This is a genomic window from Streptomyces achromogenes (assembly GCF_030816715.1).
Lineage (GTDB): Bacteria > Actinomycetota > Actinomycetes > Streptomycetales > Streptomycetaceae > Streptomyces > Streptomyces achromogenes_A.
The window spans coordinates 850,483-869,215 of sequence record NZ_JAUSYH010000001.1; the positions used below are offsets into that span (position 1 = coordinate 850,483).

At 71.4% G+C, this 18,733-nt stretch carries 16 protein-coding genes; 9 read left to right on the forward strand and 7 right to left on the reverse strand.

Annotated features, from left to right (window positions below; translation table 11 throughout):
- Nucleotides 1-135 precede the first annotated feature (135 nt).
- Both QF032_RS03830 and QF032_RS03835 read right to left on the reverse strand, forming a co-directional pair.
- A complete protein-coding gene (locus tag QF032_RS03830; protein WP_307054892.1) occupies nucleotides 136-1,704 on the reverse strand; it encodes a glycoside hydrolase family 53 protein in 1,569 nt (522 codons plus the stop codon).
- Nucleotides 1,705-1,808: 104 nt separating this feature from the next.
- Nucleotides 1,809-3,830, reverse strand: a complete 2,022-nt coding sequence (locus QF032_RS03835; protein WP_307054894.1) for a beta-galactosidase — start codon at nucleotides 3,828-3,830, stop codon at nucleotides 1,809-1,811.
- A 161-nt stretch (nucleotides 3,831-3,991) separates the two neighbouring features.
- Between QF032_RS03835 and QF032_RS03840 the strand changes: the two genes are divergently transcribed.
- The 6 genes from QF032_RS03840 (at nucleotide 3,992) to QF032_RS03865 (ending at nucleotide 9,444) form a co-directional block, all read left to right on the forward strand.
- Nucleotides 3,992-5,311, forward strand: coding sequence for an ABC transporter substrate-binding protein (locus QF032_RS03840; protein ID WP_307039981.1), 1,320 nt, complete (start codon nucleotides 3,992-3,994; stop codon nucleotides 5,309-5,311).
- The gene (locus QF032_RS03845; RefSeq protein WP_307039983.1) at nucleotides 5,308-6,231 is read left to right on the forward strand and encodes a carbohydrate ABC transporter permease; all 924 of its coding nucleotides are present in this window, start codon (nucleotides 5,308-5,310) and stop codon (nucleotides 6,229-6,231) included. The genes QF032_RS03840 and QF032_RS03845 overlap by 4 nt, the downstream gene beginning before the upstream one ends.
- Nucleotides 6,228-7,133 carry a carbohydrate ABC transporter permease gene (locus QF032_RS03850; RefSeq protein WP_307039985.1) on the forward strand — a complete coding sequence of 302 codons (906 nt, stop codon included), beginning with the start codon at nucleotides 6,228-6,230 and terminating at the stop codon, nucleotides 7,131-7,133. Before QF032_RS03845 ends, QF032_RS03850 begins: the two co-directional genes overlap by 4 nt.
- A complete protein-coding gene (locus tag QF032_RS03855) occupies nucleotides 7,130-8,170 on the forward strand; it encodes a LacI family DNA-binding transcriptional regulator (RefSeq protein WP_307054896.1) in 1,041 nt (346 codons plus the stop codon). The genes QF032_RS03850 and QF032_RS03855 overlap by 4 nt, the downstream gene beginning before the upstream one ends.
- A 452-nt stretch (nucleotides 8,171-8,622) precedes the next feature.
- Nucleotides 8,623-8,970, forward strand: a complete 348-nt coding sequence (locus QF032_RS03860) for a VOC family protein (protein WP_306954885.1) — start codon at nucleotides 8,623-8,625, stop codon at nucleotides 8,968-8,970.
- 81 nt (nucleotides 8,971-9,051) lie between these two features.
- On the forward strand, nucleotides 9,052-9,444 hold the full coding sequence (locus QF032_RS03865) for a MarR family winged helix-turn-helix transcriptional regulator (RefSeq protein ID WP_306954883.1): 393 nt from the start codon (nucleotides 9,052-9,054) through the stop codon (nucleotides 9,442-9,444).
- Nucleotides 9,445-9,470: 26 nt separating this feature from the next.
- Here the strand turns inward: QF032_RS03865 and QF032_RS03870 are convergent, their stop codons facing one another.
- Together QF032_RS03870 and QF032_RS03875 are read right to left on the reverse strand one after the other, a co-directional pair.
- A complete protein-coding gene (locus QF032_RS03870; RefSeq protein ID WP_306954881.1) occupies nucleotides 9,471-9,869 on the reverse strand; it encodes an SseB family protein in 399 nt (132 codons plus the stop codon).
- A gap of 126 nt (nucleotides 9,870-9,995) precedes the next feature.
- Nucleotides 9,996-10,613, reverse strand: a complete 618-nt coding sequence (locus QF032_RS03875) for a MerR family transcriptional regulator (RefSeq protein WP_307054898.1) — start codon at nucleotides 10,611-10,613, stop codon at nucleotides 9,996-9,998.
- Nucleotides 10,614-10,731: 118 nt separating this feature from the next.
- On the opposite strand from QF032_RS03875, the gene QF032_RS03880 reads away from it, so the two are divergent.
- From QF032_RS03880 to QF032_RS03890, 3 genes are all read left to right on the forward strand, one after another.
- Nucleotides 10,732-11,133 carry a DUF3291 domain-containing protein gene (locus QF032_RS03880; RefSeq protein ID WP_307054899.1) on the forward strand — a complete coding sequence of 134 codons (402 nt, stop codon included), beginning with the start codon at nucleotides 10,732-10,734 and terminating at the stop codon, nucleotides 11,131-11,133.
- 25 nt (nucleotides 11,134-11,158) lie between these two features.
- A complete protein-coding gene (locus tag QF032_RS03885) occupies nucleotides 11,159-12,628 on the forward strand; it encodes an MFS transporter (protein ID WP_307054902.1) in 1,470 nt (489 codons plus the stop codon).
- Nucleotides 12,629-12,798: 170 nt separating this feature from the next.
- A complete protein-coding gene (locus tag QF032_RS03890) occupies nucleotides 12,799-14,244 on the forward strand; it encodes a glyceraldehyde-3-phosphate dehydrogenase (RefSeq protein WP_307039993.1) in 1,446 nt (481 codons plus the stop codon).
- Between the two features lie 76 nt (nucleotides 14,245-14,320).
- Here QF032_RS03890 and gndA read toward each other — a convergent pair whose 3' ends face one another.
- The 3 genes from gndA to QF032_RS03905 form a co-directional block, all read right to left on the reverse strand.
- Nucleotides 14,321-15,760: an NADP-dependent phosphogluconate dehydrogenase gene (gndA, locus tag QF032_RS03895; RefSeq protein ID WP_306954872.1), complete on the reverse strand. Its 1,440-nt coding sequence runs from the start codon at nucleotides 15,758-15,760 to the stop codon at nucleotides 14,321-14,323.
- Between the two features lie 244 nt (nucleotides 15,761-16,004).
- Nucleotides 16,005-16,511, reverse strand: a complete 507-nt coding sequence (locus tag QF032_RS03900; RefSeq protein WP_306954870.1) for a MarR family winged helix-turn-helix transcriptional regulator — start codon at nucleotides 16,509-16,511, stop codon at nucleotides 16,005-16,007.
- Between the two features lie 266 nt (nucleotides 16,512-16,777).
- Complete coding sequence (locus QF032_RS03905; protein ID WP_444875844.1) at nucleotides 16,778-18,445, reverse strand: cellulase family glycosylhydrolase; 1,668 nt, start codon at nucleotides 18,443-18,445, stop codon at nucleotides 16,778-16,780.
- Between the last annotated feature and the right edge of the window lie 288 nt (nucleotides 18,446-18,733).

An 18,733-nucleotide genomic window follows, 5' to 3' on the forward strand; every position in this document is an offset into this window, starting at 1 on the left:
CCCGGATCGAATCCCCCTGCCGCACACGGCTGTTGGGGGTGGCGACCGGACCGGGCGGGCAGGACGGACGGGGAAGACGGGCGGGGGCCCGGCCGCGGGAGTGCGGCCGGACCCCCGCCGTGCGAGGCCGGTGGATCAGCGGTGCCCGAACCAGGACATCGACGACAGCGCCCTGTCGTCGTAGCCGAACAGGGCCTGGTTCTCCCAGCCGTTTCCGGAGGAGACGTCGGCCGGGTCCCAGCCGTTGCCGGCGACGGCCGTCCAGGTGGACTCCCAGTAGAAGACGCCGAGTCCGCGGCCGTTCGGGACGGCCTCCACGATGCTCGCCACGTCGTTCATCCACCGGGTCTGGCCGGAGACGGAGGCCGGGTATCCGGACACCAGCTCGCTCGACAGGTCGATGATGTTCTCGTGCGCGTCCTCGCTGTCCAGCCGGAAGGGGTAGGCCGTCTCGGCGACGTAGACCGGCTTGGCGTAGCGGGTGGCCGCGTCGTCGAGGGTGGTCTGGAAGTCGGCGAGCGTGCCGTGCCAGTAGCCGTAGTACGACAGGCCGATGACGTCGAACTTCACGCCGTGGGAGACGGCGTTGTCGAACCACCAGCGGGTGCCTGTCAGGTCACCGCCCTTGGCGAGGTGGAGCGCCACGGGGGTGGCGGAGTCGACCGCTTTGACCGCGGCGTAGCCGGAGTTGAGCAGTCCGGCCAGCTGTGACCAGTTGTCGGTGGAGCCGGCCGACCACAGCATGCCGCCGTTGATCTCGTTGCCGACCTGCACCATGTCGGCGGCGGTGCCCTGCGCCTTGAGGGCGCCCAGGACGTCCTGGGTGTGCTGGTGGACGTCCGTCTTCAACTGGCTGTAGGAATGTCCGGCCCAGGCGGAGGGCACGGTCTGCGCTCCCGGGTCGGCCCAGGTGTCCGAGTAGTGGAAGTCCACCAGGAGCTTCATGCCGCGGGCCTTGACGCGCTTGGCCGCCGCCAGGACGCGGGCTTTGTTGTTGTAGCCGTCGGCCGGGTTCACCCAGACCTTCAGCCGGGCGTAGTTCTGCCCGGCGTTCCTGAGGACGGCGAGCGGGTCCTGGACGGCGCCGGAGCTGCTGCGGTAGACGCCGCCGAGGGCTTCGCTCTTGACGAGTGACGACACGTCCGAGCCCTTGACGGTGAGGCCCGTGGAGCCCGGCGCGAAGGTCAGGTCGTCGACGTTGATCCAGTTCCCGGCGTTGGCGTCGGAGGTGATGCCGACGGTGCACTGGTTGTTCGTCACCGCGACGGAGGTGACGATCCGGATCCATCCACTGGAGGAGACCGGGATGTCGGTGCGCTGCTCCGCGCCGCCGCAGTTCTTCAGCGCGATGTACGCGGACTTCTGGCCGCCGCCGGAGCGCACCCAGGCGGTGAGCCTGTAGGCGCCGTTGGTGAGCCCGGACAGGTACTGGTACGTCTCGACCTTGTACGCGGCCGCCGAGTAGTGCGAGAGTCGGTATCCGCCGCCGTGGCCACCGGACTCGGTGAAGGAGGCGGAGTTCTGTCCGGCCGCCGAGTACGTCGACCAGCCGGCCGGGGTGGCGGTGCCGGTGCCGCCCGTCTCGAAGCCGCCGTTGGTGAGCGTGGCGGCCGCCTGCGCGGTCTGCGCGGGCAGGGCGGTGAGGGCGAGGCCCGCGGCGAGCGGCAGCAGCAGGGCCCTGAGCGTGCGTCTGGGATGGAACATCGTCGTCCGTCGTCCCTTCGACGTGGTGGGTGTGGACCCCTCGGGGGTGAGGGACCCCCCTCCGCCCGCGGCTCGCGGCTCCACGGGCGAAGGGGGGAGTCGGCTCAGCCGTCGAGTCGCACGACCCGTACGGCTCCCGCCGGGACCGGGAGGTGGCCGGCGGCACGTTCGCCCGTCAGCAGTTCGGCGCCGGGAGTCTCCAGCGGCATCTTGACGTCGGCGGCGGTGTGGTTGATCGCGAAGAGGTAGGTGCCCGTCTCACCGGAGCGGCGCACCACCTCGAGGTCCCGGGGCAGTCCGGCGCGCGGGGCGATCCCCGCGTCCTCGGCGGCGCGGCCGATCAGCGCGTCGAGGCCGTCGGGGCCGAGGCGGGTGGAGACGTACCAGGCGGTCCCCTCGCCGAGGCGGTGCCGGGTGACGGCGGGGCGGCCGGCGGTGAGGCCGTCGGCGTACGTCCACACGGTCTCGGCGCCGCGCGGGGTGACGAACTCCGTCCACACGTCGCCTTCGAGTTCGGAGCCGTCGGGGCCGGCGACGCGCACGCGCTCGCCTTGCAGCAGCGGCGAGAACTCCTCGACGGTCAGGCCGAGGACGTCGCGCAGCGCGCCGGGGTAGGCGCCCTCGTGCACGGCGTCGTGTTCGTCGACGATGCCGGAGAAGTACGACACGACGAGGGTGCCGCCGTTGTCGACGTACCGCGTGAGATGGTGACCGGCCGCCTGCGTCATCAGGTACAGGGCGGGCACGACGACCAGGGGGTACCGCGACAGATCGGCCTCGGGGTGGGCGAAGTCGACGGTGAGGTGGCGGTCGTGGAGGGCCTCGTAGTAGGCGTCGGCGCGCTCGCGCGGGTCGGCGTCCTCGCTGGGCCGCCAGTCGAGGTTCTGCGCCCACCAGGAGTGCCAGTCCCACAGGACGGCCGCGTCGGCGACGGTGCGGGTGCCGCGGATCGCGCCGAGGGAGTCGAGGGCCGCGCCGAGCTCGACGACCTCGCGCCACACCCGCGTGTCGGTGCCGCCGTGCGGGACCATCGCCGAGTGGAACTTCTCGGCGCCGCGCCGGGACTGCCGCCACTGGAAGAACATGGCGCCCTCGGAGCCGCGGGCCACGTGCGCCAGTGAGTTGCGGGCCATCTGGCCCGGGGCCTTGGCGGGGTTGCGCGGCTGCCAGTTGATTCCCGAGGTGGAGTGCTCGAGCAGGATCCAGGGGGCGCCGCCCGCGACGGAGCGGGTGAGGTCGGCGGCCATCGCGAGGTTGACGTGGGTGCGGCGGCCGTCGGTGATCAGGTAGTGGTCGTTGGTGACGATGTCGACCTCGCGGCCCCAGGCCCAGTAGTCGACGGAGTCGCACTGGCTGAGGGCGGTCATGAAGTTGGTCGTGACGGGGATGCCGGGCGCGAGGCGGTGCAGGAGGTCCCGCTCCGCGCGGAAGTTCTCGCGCATGGTCGCGTCGGCGAACCGCTTGTAGTCCAGGGCCTGGCCCGGGTTGCCGACGGTCGGTGTGGCGCGCGGTGGGTTGACGTCCTCGATGCTCGCGTAACGCTGGCCCCAGAAGGCGGTGCCCCAGGCCTCGTTGACGGCGTCGACCGTGCCGTACGTCGTCTCCAGCCAGCGGCGGAAGTGGGCGGCGCAGGAGTCGCAGTAGCAGGCGGAGACGGGGACGCCGTACTCGTTGTGCACGTGCCACATCGCCAGCGCCGGATGGTCGCCGTAGCGCTCGGCGAGGCGTGTGGTGATGTTCGCGGCGGCCGCGCGGTAGTCCGCGTTGCTGTGGCAGATCGCGCCGCGGGAGCCGAACTCGTAACGCACACCCTCGGCGGTCACCGGCAGGGCGTCGGGGTGGCGGCGGTAGAACCAGACCGGCGGCGACACCGTCGGGGTGCCCAGGTCGACGCGGATGCCGTGCTCGTGCAGCAGGTCGATCACCCGGTCGAGCCAGCCGAAGTCGTACTCCCCGGGCGAGGGTTCGAGGAGGGCCCAGGAGAAGATCCCGACGCTGACCATGGTGACCCCGGCCTCCCGCATCAGCCGGACGTCGTCCTGCCAGACGGATTCCGGCCACTGCTCGGGGTTGTAGTCCCCACCGAAGGCGAGCCCGGTGAGGCCCTTGGGGGTGGTCTCCGGCATGGATCTCTCCCGTTTAATTCGATCATTTTGGGAACGTGCACACACGCGATCAGCGGTGCGAGGCCAACATAACCGCACAGCAACAACCATTGACAAGTGGCCGGGATGTTTCTCTACTGTGAACGCTCACAGACACCGGAACCCAGGTCAGGGAGAGATCCATGTCCATCACGAAGCGTCGTCGCCTCGTGGCAACTGCTGTTGCCGTCGCTCTGGGCAGCACCGCCCTCGCCGCCTGCGGCTCGTCCGACGAGGACGGCGGCGCCGAGTCCGGTCCGGTCTCGCTCACGTACTGGACGTGGACGCCGGGCATGGACAAGGTCGTCGACCTGTGGAACAAGGGCCAGGGCAAGAAGGACCGGATCACGGTCACGGTGAAGAAGCAGGCGTCCGGCGACACGCTGATCACCAAGATCCTCACCGCGCACAAGGCCGGCAAGGCCCCCGACCTGGTCCAGGCCGAGTACCAGGCGCTGCCGACGCTGGTCAGCAATGACGCCCTCGCGGACATAGGCAAGGACGTCGGCGACGCGAAGAGCAAGTTCGCGGACGGCGTCTGGCAGCAGACGACCCTGGGCACGGACGCCGTCTACGCGGTGCCGCAGGACATCGGGCCGATGATGTTCTACTACCGCGCCGACCTCTTCAAGAAGTACGGCCTGACGGTCCCCACGACCTGGGAGCAGTTCGCCGAGACGGCCCGCGCGCTGAAGAAGAAGGCCCCGGACACCGACCTCACCACGTTCTCCGCCAACGACTCCGGTCTCTTCGCGGGCCTCGCCCAGCAGGCCGGCGCCAAGTGGTGGACCACCTCCGGCGACAAGTGGAAGGTCGGCATCGACGACGCGGCCACCAAGAAGGTGGCCGACTTCTGGGGCGGTCTGGTCAAGGAGGGCGCGGTCGACAACCAGCCCATGTACACCCCGGCCTGGAACAAGGCGCTCGACACCGGCAAGCAGATCGCCTGGGTGTCCGCCGTGTGGGCGCCGGGCACGCTGACCACCGCCGCGCCCGACACCAAGGGCAAGTGGGCGATGGCCCCGCTCCCCCAGTGGTCCGCCGGCGAGAACGTCACCGGCAGCTGGGGCGGATCGTCCACGGCCGTGACGACGGACTCGAAGCACAAGTCGGCCGCCGCGAAGTTCGCCGCCTGGCTGAACACCGACGGCGTCGCCCTCAACGCGCTGGCCAAGGAGGGGGGCATCTACCCGGCCTCCACGTCCGCCCAGCTCAGCGGTGCCTTCATCACCCCGCCGGACTACTTCTCGAACCAGGCGGACTTCTACACCACAGCCGCGAAGATCGCGAAGACCACGGCGCCCTCGGCCTGGGGCCCGAACGTGAACGTCGCCTACACGTCCTTCAAGGACGCGTTCGGCGCGGCCGCCAAGAACAAGTCGGACTTCTCCGCCGCTCTGGACAAGATGCAGTCGGACACCGTCGCCGACATGAAGAAGCAGGGCTTCGGGGTCTCCGAGTGACCACCGCACGCCGGACGTCGTACGGGGTCAAGGGCGCCCCGTACGCGTTCCTCGTCCCCGCCGCCGTCCTCTTCGCGCTGTTCTTCGCGCTGCCCATCGGGTACGCCGTCTGGCTCAGCTTCCACAAGGTGCGCGTCTCGGGCCTCGGCCTGGGCTCGGGCGCCCGCAAGGAGGTCTGGGCCGGCCTGGAGAACTACACCGACGCCCTCACCGACAGCGAGCTGGTCCACGGCGCGCTGCGCGTCCTCGGGTACGGCTGCATCGTCGTCCCCGTCATGCTGGGCCTGGCGCTGCTGTTCGCGCTGATGCTCGACTCCGAGAAGGTGCGGCTCGCCCCGTTCACCCGGCTCGCGATCTTCCTGCCGTACGCCGTTCCCGGCGTCGTGGCGGCGCTGCTGTGGGGCTTTCTGTACCTGCCGGACGTCAGCCCCTTCTTCTACGTCCTCGGGAAGCTGGGCCTGCCCCAGCCGGACCTGCTGGACGGCGGTCCGCTCTACCTCGCCCTGTCGAACATCGCGGTCTGGGGCGGCACCGGCTTCAACATGATCGTCATCTACACCTCGTTGCGGGCCATCCCGGCCGAGGTGCACGAGGCGGCGAAGCTGGACGGAGCGACCCCGCTGCAGACGGCGCTGCGGATCAAGATCCCGATGGTGGCGCCCTCGCTGGTGCTGACCTTCTTCTTCTCGATCATCGCCACGCTCCAGGTGTTCAACGAGCCGACCACTCTCAAGCCGCTCACCAACTCCGTGTCCACGACCTGGAGTCCGCTGATGAAGGTGCACCGGGACGCGTTCGGCACGGGTGACGTCTACCAGGCGGCCGCCGAGGCCGTGATCATCGCCCTGGCCACGCTGGTGCTGTCCTTCGGCTTCCTGCGTGCCGCGAACCGCCGTAACAGGCAGGAGGCGGCGTCATGAGTGCACTCGCCGTCCACAAGGCCCCCTCGAAGGCCGGCGCGACCGGCGCCGCGCGCGGGCGTCCGCCGCTGCGCGGCCGGATCGCCCTGATCCCCACGGTCACCCTGCTGCTGGGCGCGGTCTACTGCCTCCTGCCGGTCGCCTGGGTGGTCATCGCGTCCACCAAGTCCGGCCGTGAGCTGTTCTCCACGTTCACCTTCCTGCCGGGCACGGGCTTCGCCGACAACCTCCAGGACCTCAACTCCTATCGCGACGGCGTGTACTGGACGTGGATGGGCAACTCCGCGCTGTACGCGGGTCTCGGGGCGCTGCTGTCGACGTGCGTGTCGGCGTTCAGCGGCTACGCCCTCGCCGTGTACCGCTTCCGCGGCCGGGAGTCCATCTTCAACACCCTGCTCGCGGGGGTGCTGATGCCGCCGGTCGTCCTGGCCGTCCCGCAGTACCTGCTGCTGGCCCAGGCCGGCCTCACGGACTCGTACTGGTCCGTGCTGCTGCCGCAGATCCTGTCGCCCTACGGCGTCTACCTCGCCCGCATCTACGCGGCGGCGGCCGTGCCCGGCGACGTGGTGGAGGCCGGACGGATGGACGGCGCGAGCGAGTGGCGGATCTTCAGCCGGATCGCGCTGCCGATGATGGTCCCGGGGCTGGTGACGGTGTTCCTGTTCCAGTTCGTGGCGGTGTGGAACAACTTCCTGCTGCCGTACATCATGCTCAGCGACGACGAGAGGTTCCCGATCACGCTCGGCCTGTTCACGTTGCTGGAGCAGGGGGCCAACCAGCCCGCGTTGTACACGCTGGTGATCACCGGCGCGTTCCTGGCCGTGATCCCGCTGGTGGCGCTGTTCCTTCTCGTGCAGCGGTTCTGGAGCCTTGATCTGCTGTCCGGAGCCGTAAAGTCATGACCATGAACAATGGTGCGGGAGGCCGGCGCAGACCGCCGACCATCCACGACGTGGCGCGCGAGGCGGGGGTCTCCCGGGGCACCGTCTCGCGGGTGCTCAACGGCGGACACTACGTCAGCCCGGCGGCGGCGGAGGCGGTCAACGCAGCCATCCGCAGGACGGGTTACGTCGTGAACCGGCACGCCCGCTCGCTGATCACCGGCCGGTCCGACTCGGTGGGCTTCCTGCTCACGGAGCCCCAGGAGCGGTTCTTCGAGGATCCCAACTTCAACGTTCTGCTGCGCGGCTGCACCCAGGCGCTGGCCGCGCACGACGTGCCCCTCCTGCTGATGCTGGCCGGCACGGAGGACGAGCGCCGGCGCATCACGCGGTACATCACGGCCGGGCACGTCGACGGGGTGCTGCTGGTCTCCAGTCACTCCGGCGACCCGATCGCCACCGAGCTGCGGGAGGCCGGGGTGCCGCTGGTCGCCTGCGGCAAGCCGATCGGGATCGGCTCCCACTCCAAGGTGAGCTATGTGGCCGCCGACGACCGCGACGGCGCCCGGGACATGGTGCGGCATCTGCTGGCGCAGGGCCGCCAACGGATCGGCGTGGTCACCGGCCCGCTGGACACCCCGGGCGGCGTGGAACGGCTCGCCGGGTACCGGGAGGTGCTCGCCGAGGCGGGCGTCAACTACGACGACCGGTTGGTCGTGTCCGGCGACTACAGCCGGGCCAGCGGCGAGGCCGGCGCGGAGCTGCTGCTGGCCCAGGCGCCGGAGCTGGACGCGGTGTTCGTCGCGTCCGACCTGATGGCGCAGGGTGTGCTGACGGCACTGCGCCGCGCGGGGCGGCGGGTGCCGCAGGACGTGGCGGTCGGCGGCTTCGACGACTCCCCGGCGGCGACCGCCGCCAGCCCCTCCCTCACCACCATCCGCCAGCCCTGGGACCGGATCAGCAGCGAGATGGTCCGCGTCCTCCTCGCCCAGATCGGCGGCGAGGACCCGGCGGCGGTGATCCTCCCGACGGAACTCGTCCGACGGGAGTCCACCTGACCCCGGCGGCAGCGCGGCCGGGAGTCCCATGATCCGGGTCCACTGATCGGGAGTCCGCGGACACCTAGTCCGCCGGGCACCCGTTCACCCGTCCGGAGCCCGCCGGGCCCGGTCCGCGCGGCCTCGCCCGGACGGCGGAGAGGGGCGGCCTCTCCTCGTCGGGATCCGTGACGGACGTCGCGGAGGCCGCGTCCGACGCCTTCCGGCAGGGGCGCGCGGACCGGCGAGGGGACCGTGACGGCAGTCCGCCCCGGCTCGGGCGGCCGGACGGACGGGCCCGCGGGCGGTGCGGCGGAGCCGGACGGCGAGGCCGGGGACGACGGCCGGGGCGGCCGCGGAGCCGCAACCGGTCAGGATCGGAGAAGCCGTCCGCCGCGTCCTCGTCCTAGCGTGGGACCACGAGAACACGGAGGTGTTCCCGGGTACCGCATCACTTCACCGAGGAGAGCGTCATGGCCGCCGGACTGCAGACGATCATCTACCCCGTCAAGGACGTCGACCGGGCGAAGGCCCTGTTCACCGCGCTGCTGGGGGTCGAGCCGTTCGCCGACGAGCCGTACTACGTCGGCTTCAAGGCCGCCGGCCAGGACGTCGGCCTGAACCCGAACGGCCACGCCCAGGGGCTGACCGGACCGGTCCCCTACTGGCACGTCACCGACATCCGGGACCGCCTCGCGGCCCTGCTGGCGGCGGGCGCCGAGGTGCTTCAGGACGTCCAGGACGTCGGCAACGGCCGGCTCATCGCCTCCGTGAAGGACGCGGACGGAAACCTGGTGGGGCTCCTCCAGGACCCCGCCTGACGCCGGGCCACCGGAGCCACTGCATGCACTCGCACTAATTGCATCGTCAACAAATACTCCGGACGGCGTTACCATGCGGGTATGGCAGCGAAAACGGCCGGGACGGGCCTCGAGGAGCGTTGGCGGGACATCCTGTCGGTGCACGCCCGCACGATGTGCGAGATCGACCGCGCGCTGCATCCGCACGGCCTCGGGGCAAGCGACTTCGAGGTGCTCGACATCCTCGCCGCCGAGGCTCCCCGGGCGGGCGACCAGTGCCGGGTGCAGAACCTCGTCGGACGCGTGCACCTCAGCCAGAGCGCGCTGTCCCGGCTGATCGGCCGCCTGGAGAAGGAAGGCCTGGTGGAACGCTCGATCTGCGCGGAGGACCGGCGCGGGGTGTGGGTCGCCCTGACCCGCAAGGGCCGCGACCTGCACACCGAGGTGCTGCCCCTGCAGCGGGCGGTGCTGGAGCGGATGCTGGCCGGGTCCTAGAGCCGGAAGGACCCGGCCTGCTCCGGTCAGCGGACGAGCAGCGTGCGCACCCCCTCGGAGGTGAGCGTCAGCGGATGCTCGCCGGCCGCGTCGATGGACAGGGACAGCTCGCCGGCCGGCCACTGCGCGGCGAGCGCGCCGAGCGGCACGAGCCGGTAGCGGTCGATCTCGGGCAGCAGGTCGGCCATCTCCGGCTCGGAGGTGAACACCGGCACCACGGCCGCTCCCCCGGGCTGTTCGAGAACGGGCAGGGCGACGGTGGCCGGGTTGGTGATGTCCTCGTCGACGGCGTCGTCGGGCACCGGCACGAGCACGTCGCAGTGCGCGAGCGTGTCCAGTGCCGCGGTGTCCTCGGTGTCCCGGGCCAGCGCGTCCAGCGCCAGTGCGGCCGGGTTGTGGTTGCGGTCGTGTGCGGGCGTCTCCATGACATCTCCCCTGGTAGCGGCGGTTCGGCTCGCGTACCCGAGAGGGCGGGGCTCAATCCCCCGGGCGGCGCCCGACCGGGCGGGCCGGGAGCGTCCGCGGCACTGCACGACCAGCCGCGAGGGCCGCTAGGGAGTGTGCCGGCGGGCCGACTCGTTCTCCTGGGCCATGCGCCTGAGCGCCATCAGCGCGGGCTCCAGCAGGACGGTCAGCAGCAGGGCGCGCTCGGCGGCCTCCAACGGGTCCTCCAGATGCTCGAGTTGGTCGAGATCGAGGACGGCGGTGCGCTCGGCGAGCCGCGCGTAGGGCAGCAGGGTCCGCCAGTCGAGCGGGACGCCGAGATCGCGCAGGGAACCCAGGGTCTCGGCGAGGGCGGCGCGGGCGGGCGCCGACTGGTGCACGTCCCAGTCCATCTCCTCGACGAGTTCGTCGACCTCGGCCGCCTCCGGTCCCGCCTCGGCGGGTTTCTCACCCACCCGGACGGATCCCAGGGCGAGGCCCAGCAGCCGGTGGGTGTCTCCCGCGTGCTCGGCCAGGGCGTCGAGCACCTCGCGGGTGGTGCTGACCGACAGGCCGCGCACGCCGGTCAGCGCGCGGATCAGGCGAAGCCGGCGCAGGTGCTGGTCGTCGTACTCGGCCTGGGTGGCGGCCGTGTGACGGCCGGGCGCCAGGAGCCCTTCGCGAAGGTAGTACTTGATCGTCGTCACGGAGACGCCGCTGCGGCGGCTCAGTTCGGAGATACGCATGCGATCGGCTCCGGTTCGATGGTGGGCCTTGCCCGAAAAACTGGATACCTCTACTGTCTAACATAGATAGTGAAGGTATCCAGTATTCCCTCGTGCCACCGGAGAGAAGGCATCAGCCATGCCCACCCTGCGCTGGACCACCGTCAGCACCCCCGCGCCCGACGCCGAGTCGTTCGTCATGGCGTCCCGGTTCGAGGTCCGCTCGTTCAAGGACGTCCCGCGCTTCTTCCTCAAGTCGCTGGCCGCGTGGAAGCAGGTGTCCGGCGCGCCGGGCGCCCACGGCGCCTCGCTGATCGCCCAGCCGCTGAAGCGCACCTTCTGGACCCTGTCGGCCTGGGAGGACAAGGACGCGCTCTACAGATACGCGCGGACCGAACCGCACAAATCGATCATGACCGGACTCCGGTCCACGATGAAGGACTCGGTCTTCACCTTCTGGCAGGTCCCGGCGGCGGACCTGCCCGTCGACTGGACGGACGCCCGCCGCCGTCTCGCCGAGCAGTCACGCACCGGTGCCTGAAACCCACCCAGGAGAGATCCCCGCCATGACACCGCCCCAAGAGAGCCCGGCCCTCGACCGGTCGGCCGCCGCCCCGCCGGTCCTCTCCGCTCCGGCGGCCGAGCGCCGCCGCACACCCCTGTGGCTCGCGATCGTCGCCGCCAGCGTGCCCATGTTCATGGTCGCGCTCGACAACCTCGTCGTCTCCACGGCCCTGCGCACGCTGGCAGTGGACCTGGAGGCGAACACGCAGCAACTGCAGTGGTTCGTCAACGCGTACGTGCTGAGCTTCGCCTGTCTGCTCATGACCGGCGCGGCGCTCGGCGACCGTTTCGGGCGACGGCGGGTCTTCGTCGCCGGCATCGCCCTGTTCACGCTGGCGTCCATCGGCTGCGGCCTCGCCGACACCAGCGCCCAGCTGATCACCTTCCGCACGGTCCAGGGCTTCGGGGCGGCGGCCGTCATGCCGCTGTCGTTGACGCTGCTGTCCCAGGCGGTGCCGGACCGGCTGCGCGGCATGGCGCTCGGCGTGTGGTCCGGGGTCAGCGGGCTGGCCGTCGCGATGGGCCCGGTGGTGGGCGGCGCGGTGGTGGAGGGTCTGGACTGGCGGTGGATCTTCTGGATCAACGTCCCGGTGTGCCTGATCGCGATTCCGCTGGTGCTCTTCGCCCTCCGGGAGAGCTCGCTGCCGGGCGTGCGCCTCGACCTGGTCGGCATGGTGCTGGCGGCGGCGGGGCTGTGTGCGCTGGTCTGGGCGATCGTGCACGGCGAGCCGGACGGCTGGACGTCGTTGAAGGTGCTCGGCGCGTTCACGGCGGGCGCGGTACTGCTGGCCGCTTTCGTCGGCTGGGAGTCCCGGGTGGCGGAGCCGATGCTGCCGCTGTCGTTCTACCGGGTCCGGTCCTTCACCCTCACCAACGTCGTCTCGGCAGCGATGTACTTCGGCGTCTTCGGCTCCCTGTTCCTGCTGGCCCAGTACCTCCAGATCGTGCCGGCGCGCACCCCGCTGGAGGCCGGTGTGCGCACCCTGGCCTGGACGTTGATGCCGATGTTCGTCGCCCCCGTGGCGGGTCTGCTCACCGACCGGGTGGGCGGGGGCCGGCTGATGGCCCTCGGCCTCTTCCTCCAGGGCGTCGGCCTGGGCTGGATCAACGTGGTCGCGGACGTCGGCACGGCGTACTCCTCACTGGTCGGGCCGATGATCGTGGCCGGCGTCGGCATGGGCTTCGTGTTCGCGCCGACGGCGGCGGTGGTGCTCGGCTCGGTCGCCAAGGAGCACGCGGGCAAGGCGTCCGGCGCCAACACCACGGTCCGCGAGATCGGCGGCGCCCTCGGGATCGCCGTGCTGGGCACGGTCTTCGTGGCCCACGGCAGCACCGAGGGACCGCGGCAGTTCGTGGACGGGCTGCATCCCGCGGTCTGGACGGGCGTGGCGGTCGTCTTCGCCGGCGCCGTGTGCGCCCTCGGCATCCCGCGCCGGCAGCAGCCCTCCGCACAGCCCTCCGAGCAGTCCTGACGTCCCCGACCGGCGGCCGGGGCGGACGCCTTGACGTTCTCCCGCCGAGGCGCCCGCCCCGGCCGTCCCCCGCCACACACGGCCCCGCACACCTGAGCGCGAGCCCGCTGGAATGATCAAAAAACGGTAGGGTTAGCATATGAGCGCCACCTAGCTCGAAAGATAGGCCCGTGACGCTCAACGACGATTCGTTCACTGACTGGAAGAACCGCGAGGAGATCGCGGAGTCGATGATCCCGATGATCGGGAAGCTGCACCGCGAGCGGGACGTGACGATCCTGCTGCACAGCCGCTCCCTGGTGAACAAGTCGGTGGTCAGCATCCTCAAGACCCACCGGTTCGCCCGGCAGATCGCGGGCGAGGAGCTCTCGGTCACCGAGACGCTGCCGTACCTGGAGGCCCTCACCTCCCTCGACCTCGGCCCGTCCCAGATCGACCTCGGCATCCTCGCCGAGAGCCACCGGGCCGACGACCGCGGACTTTCGGTGCGGGACTTCACCGCCGAGGCCGTCGCCGGCGCCACCGGCGCCAACAAGATCGACCGGCGCGAACCGCGCGACGTCGTGCTCTACGGCTTCGGCCGCATCGGCCGCCTCGTGGCCCGGCTGCTCATCGAGAAGTCCGGCTCCGGCAACGGCCTGCGGCTGCGGGCCATCGTGGTCCGCGGCGGCGGCGAGCAGGATCTCGTCAAGCGGGCGTCCCTGCTGCGCCGCGACTCCGTGCACGGCCAGTTCCAGGGCACCATCACGGTCGACGAGGCCAACAGCCGGATCATCGCCAACGGCAACGAGATCACGGTCATCTACGCGAACGACCCGTCCGAGGTCGACTACACGGCGTACGGCATCGACAACGCCATCCTGATCGACAACACGGGCAAGTGGCGCGACCGCGAGGGCCTGTCCCAGCATCTGCGGCCCGGTGTCGACAAGGTGGTCCTGACCGCGCCCGGCAAGGGCGACGTGCCGAACATCGTGCACGGCGTCAACCACGACACGGTCAAGCCGGACGAGCGGATCCTGTCCTGCGCGTCCTGCACCACCAACGCGATCGTCCCGCCGCTGAAGGCGATGGCCGACGAGTACGGCGTGCTGCGCGGCCACGTGGAGACCGTCCACTCGTTCACCAACGACCAGAACCTGCTGGACAACTACCACAAGGCCGACCGCCGGGGCCGTTCGGCGCCGCTGAACATGGTGATCACCGAGACCGGCGCCGCCTCCGCGGTCGCCAAGGCGCTGCCCGACCTCGACGCGCCGATCACCGGCAGCTCGATCCGGGTCCCGGTGCCGGACGTCTCGATCGCGATCCTGAGCCTGCGGCTCGGCCGGGAGACGGACCGTGAGGAGGTCCTGGAGTACCTGCGCGGCGTCTCGCTGACCTCGCCGCTGCGCCGGCAGATCGACTTCACCACGGCGCCGGACGCGGTCTCCATGGACTTCATCGGCTCGCGCCACGCCTCGATCATCGACGCCGGCGCCACCAAGGTCGACGGGGACAACGCGATCCTCTACCTCTGGTACGACAACGAGTTCGGCTACTCCTGCCAGGTCGTCCGCGTCGTCCAGCACGTCTCGGGCGTGGAGTACCCGACCTTCCCGGCGACGAGCGCCTGACAGGCGGTCGCCGGTACGGAGACGGCCGGGGCGGGGCACTCGTCGAGTGCCCCGCCCCGGCCGTCTCCGCGGTCCGTCAGGCGGACGTCTCCGGGCGGCCCGGCTCGGCCCAGTGGGTGTGGAAGGCACCCGGCCGGTCGGTGCGACCGTAGGTGTGGGCGCCGAAGTAGTCGCGCTGGCCCTGGAGCAGGGCCGCGGGCAGCCGCTCGGCGCGCAGGGTGTCGTAGTGCGCGAGCGCGGCGGAGAAGGCCGGCACCGGGATGCCGCGGCGGGCCGCGGAGGCCACGGTCTCGCGCCAGGGCACCTGCGCGTCGGTGATCTCCATGGCGAACTCCATCTCGCCGAGCAGGCTGACCAGGTCCGGGTCGGCCGCGTACGCGGCGCGGATGCGGTCCAGGAAGGAGGCGCGGATGATGCAGCCGCCGCGCCAGATCCGGGCGACCGCGCCCAGGTCGATCTTCCAGCCGAACTCGCCGGCCGCGTCCTGGATCATCTTCCAGCCCTGGTCGTAGGCGATGACCTTCGAGGCGTACAGGGCGTGCTCGACCTGCGAGGTGAAGCGGGTGGCCTCGGTGCGGCTGAGCGGCGGCGTGGTGCCGCCGGGCAGGCCCGCGTACGCGGCGCGCAGTTCGCGCTGCCCGGACGCGGCCCGGGCGAACGTGGCCTGGGCGATGGCGGTGACCGGGGAGCCGAGGTCCAGGGCGGTCTGCACGGTCCAGCGGCCGGTGCCCTTCTGCCCGGCGGCGTCGGCGACGACGTCGACGAACGCCCGGCCGGTGGCGGCGTCCGTGTGGGCGAGGACCTCGGCGGTGATCTCGATGAGGTAGGAGCCGAGCCGGCCCTCGTTCCAGGTGCGGAAGATGCCGGCGATCTCGGCCGGGGTGTAGCCGGCGACCTGGCGCAGCAGGTCGTACGCCTCGGCGATGAGCTGCATGTCGGCGTACTCGATGCCGTTGTGCACCATCTTGACGAAGTGCCCGGCGCCGTCGGTGCCGATGTGCGTGGCACAGGGCTCGCCGTCGACCTTGGCGCTGATGGACTCGAACATGGGGCCGAGCACGTCGTAGGACTCACTGGAGCCGCCGACCATCACGGCCGGCCCGTTCAGCGCGCCCTCCTCGCCGCCGGAGACGCCGGCGCCGACGAAGTGGAGCCCGCGCTCGCGCAGGGATTCCTCGCGGCGGCGGGTGTCTGCGTAGTGGGCGTTGCCACCGTCGATGATCATGTCGCCGGGCTCCAGGAGCGGGGCGAACTCCTCGATGACCGCGTCGGTGACGGCGCCCGCCTGCACCATGATCATCAGTCGGCGGGGGCGTTCCAGCGCCGCCACGAAGTCCGCGGCCGACTCGGCGGGCACGAACGCGCCCTCGTGCCCGAACTCCTCGACGAGCGCGCGGGTGCGTCCGGCGGTGCGGTTGTGGACGGCGACGGTGTAGCCGTTGCGGGCGAAGTTGCGCGCGAGGTTGCGGCCCATCACGCCGAGGCCGGTGACGCCGATGGCGGCGGTTGCGTTCACGAGGTGTCCCTAGGATCGGTGGCGTGGCCGGAGGGCGGGCGCCGCCCCCGGTACCCCCAGGTACGGACCGCCGGCCGGTTCTTCTCGATTCCCGCCGAACAAGCTGGACAGCCGGCCGCCTGGACCCTCACGCCGCGCTCCCCCGGGTCGACTCCACCGGCGTCGCAGGGCCGGGTCCCGCGGGCGTCTCCGGGCCGCGCCCACGGGCGTCCTTACCTGGTCCACCGGCATCGCCCGGCCGTGTCTACCGGCGTCGCCAGGGCAGGGCCGCGGGGTCGGCCTCGGTGTTCTCGGCCCGGTGCAGGGCCTCGCTGATCGCCTCGCCGATCTCCGCGAACTGCCGCACCTGCTCGGGGGTGAGCACATCGAACACCGCCCGGCGCACGGCCTCGACATGACCGGGGGCCACCTCCTCCAGCAGGGCCCTGCCCGCGTCGGTGAGGAAGGCGAGCTGGCCGCGGCCGTCGGCGGGGTCCTCCCGGCGGTCCACGAGGCCGACGTCGCGCAGCCGGCTCACCGCGTGGGTGAGCCGGCTGCGGGTGATCTTCAGTCGCTGCGCCAGGTCGGACATGCCGAGCGTGTTCTCCGGCGCCATGGAGAGGTAGGCCAGCAGGCTGTAGTCGGCGTGCGTCATGCCCGCGTCGCGCCTGAGCTGCCGGTTCAGGTGGTCGGACAGCAGCGTGGAGAACTCGACATAGGCCAGCCAGGCTCGTCGTTCGTCGGCGTTGAGCCACCGGGGCGTCGTGGACATGCGCACACAGTACGGGGTGCTTTCCGACGATCGGTCCGCTCTCCGCGGGCGGGCGACCGCGGGCCGGCCGAGGCCTGCCAGGGCGGCCCGCCTCGGGGCGGGGACGAGGCCGCCGGACGGGCGCCCGCGTCCCCGGGGCCGGGCGCCCGTCTTCCCCGGGACAGCGCCCCCGCGACGCCGGGCGGCGGCTCCCGGCAAGCGCGGAAGCCGCCGCCCTCACCGACGCCCGCCCCGGCGAAGGTGGCCGAAGCGCCGGTGACGTGACGTCAGGACGTGGCGCACGCACCGCCGTTGAGGCTGAACGCGGTCGGCGCGGTGTTGGCTGCGCCCTTGCTGCCGATGAAGCCGACGGTGACCGAGCCGCCGGCGGGGACGGTGGAGGTGTAGGCGGCGGGCGTGACGCTCACCGTGCCGCCGCTCTGGGCCGCGGTGCCGCCCCACATGTTGGCGACGGTCTGGCCGTCGGCGAAGGCGAAGACCAGCTTCCAGCCGCTGATGGGGGCGGCGCCGGTGTTGCGCAGGGTGATGTCCCCCTGGAAGCCGCCCGGCCACTCCCCCACCACGCGGTAGGCGACGGAGCAGGCCACGGCGGGCGCGGTGCCCGTGGTGACGTTCACCGTCGCCGAGCGGGCGGAGCGGTTCCCGGCGGCGTCGCGGGCGTACACGGCGAAGGTGTACGCGGTGTTCGCGGTGAGCCCGGTGAGGGTGGCGGTGGTTCCGGTGGACGCCCCCACCTTGGTCTCGGTGGCGCCGCTGACCCGCACCACGTCGTATCCGGCGACGCCGACGTCGTCGGTGGCCGCGGACCAGGAGAGCGTCGCGGAGGTCGCCGTCACCGCCGAGGCGGCCGGGGCGCCCGGGGCGGTCGGCGCCTGGGTGTCGCCCGGCGAGCCGCCGCCGAAGACGGTGGCCTCCTTCGCCGTCTGCGCGATGCCGTTGACGCCGTTGAAGATGCGCTTGCCCCACGAACTGAGCTGGGCGGGATCGAAGTTGAGCGTCAGGTCGAGGATCGGGTCGGTGTTGCCGCTCCACGACCAGGCCAGGTAGCCGAGCTTGAGCTGCTGGGCGGCGGCCATCATGGTGTCCTCGTCGGGGTCCCCCCACTGGTCGGCGGGGCCGCCGAACTCCCCGATCAGGAGCGGCAGCTTGGCGTTGACGAAGGTGTTCAAGTAGTCGGTGACCTCGGCCGCCGTGTCGAAGACGCTGTACATGTGGATCGAGAAGATCAGGTTGCCGGTGGTGTCGGCGTCGTACACCGACCGGGCGTTCGCCTTCATCACGCCCTGCCAGTCCTGGCCCCAGTTGGGGGCGTCCACCATGATCGTGTGCTGGAATCCGGCGGCGCGCAGCTTCTTGACCGCGGCGACCGTGGGCGCCGTCCAGCCCGCCGGGTCGGTGTTGCCCCACGGCTCGTTGCCGATGTTGACGATGATGTAGTCCTCCTGGCCGGCCAGGACGTCCTTCAGGCCGATCCAGTAGTCGGCCGCCTGGTCCAGCGTGCCGGCCGCCGCGTCCTCGCCGTAGCCGGTGGTGTCGTGCACCTCCAGCACGCAGATGAGCCGGTTGGCCTTGCACTGGGCGATGACGTTCGCGACGTCCGAGGGGCTGTTGGCGCTCCAGCGGTGGCCGTCGGCGAGGACGACGCGCACGGCGTTGGCGCCCATCGCCTTGATGTCGGCCAGCGACTGCTGCGTCCTGCCCGGGTACCAGGTGTGGGCATGGTTGACGCCGCGCATGACGAAGTCGTTCCCGTTGCCCTCGACGAGACGTCCGTCGCTGATGTGCAGGCCGGTCGCCAGAGCGGCGGCCGGCTGCGGCTGTGCCTGCGCGGCCGCCGGAACCAGGGCGCCCAGCAGGACCAGGCCGAGCAGGGCCGCGAGCCTGGTCAGCAACCGGGCTAAGGGGAAGGTTCGTGGGGTGGGGACAGTGCTCACTGCGACTCCAGGGGTGAGGCCGAGGAACTCCGACGGCGGGAGGGGTGGGGAGGAACAGGGAGGAACACGGAGCAGGTCGAGAGGGTGTGGGGGCCACCGAGCATGGGAGCGCTCCCATGAAGCCACTATGCCAAGTACACGTCAAGACGTCGCGCACAGACCGTCCCGACAGCCGTCGCGGTCGGCGCGGTGACACGCGCCCCCGGGGCCTCGCTCGCCGCCGCCCCTCGGGCCGCCGCCCCGCCGCCCCGGGTGCCCGCAGGCGGAGGAAGCCGTCTCCCGCCTCGT

Coding starts and splice junctions, on each gene's coding strand:
- QF032_RS03830 (WP_307054892.1), bottom strand. CDS start 1,704: ATGTTCCATCCCAGACGCACGCTCAGGGCCCTGCTGCTGCCGCTCGCC.
- QF032_RS03835 (WP_307054894.1), bottom strand. CDS start 3,830: ATGCCGGAGACCACCCCCAAGGGCCTCACCGGGCTCGCCTTCGGTGGG.
- QF032_RS03840 (WP_307039981.1), top strand. CDS start 3,992: ATGTCCATCACGAAGCGTCGTCGCCTCGTGGCAACTGCTGTTGCCGTC.
- QF032_RS03850 (WP_307039985.1), top strand. CDS start 6,228: ATGAGTGCACTCGCCGTCCACAAGGCCCCCTCGAAGGCCGGCGCGACC.
- QF032_RS03855 (WP_307054896.1), top strand. CDS start 7,130: ATGACCATGAACAATGGTGCGGGAGGCCGGCGCAGACCGCCGACCATC.
- QF032_RS03860 (WP_306954885.1), top strand. CDS start 8,623: ATGGCCGCCGGACTGCAGACGATCATCTACCCCGTCAAGGACGTCGAC.
- QF032_RS03865 (WP_306954883.1), top strand. CDS start 9,052: ATGGCAGCGAAAACGGCCGGGACGGGCCTCGAGGAGCGTTGGCGGGAC.
- QF032_RS03870 (WP_306954881.1), bottom strand. CDS start 9,869: ATGGAGACGCCCGCACACGACCGCAACCACAACCCGGCCGCACTGGCG.
- QF032_RS03875 (WP_307054898.1), bottom strand. CDS start 10,613: ATGCGTATCTCCGAACTGAGCCGCCGCAGCGGCGTCTCCGTGACGACG.
- QF032_RS03880 (WP_307054899.1), top strand. CDS start 10,732: ATGCCCACCCTGCGCTGGACCACCGTCAGCACCCCCGCGCCCGACGCC.
- QF032_RS03885 (WP_307054902.1), top strand. CDS start 11,159: ATGACACCGCCCCAAGAGAGCCCGGCCCTCGACCGGTCGGCCGCCGCC.
- QF032_RS03900 (WP_306954870.1), bottom strand. CDS start 16,511: ATGTCCACGACGCCCCGGTGGCTCAACGCCGACGAACGACGAGCCTGG.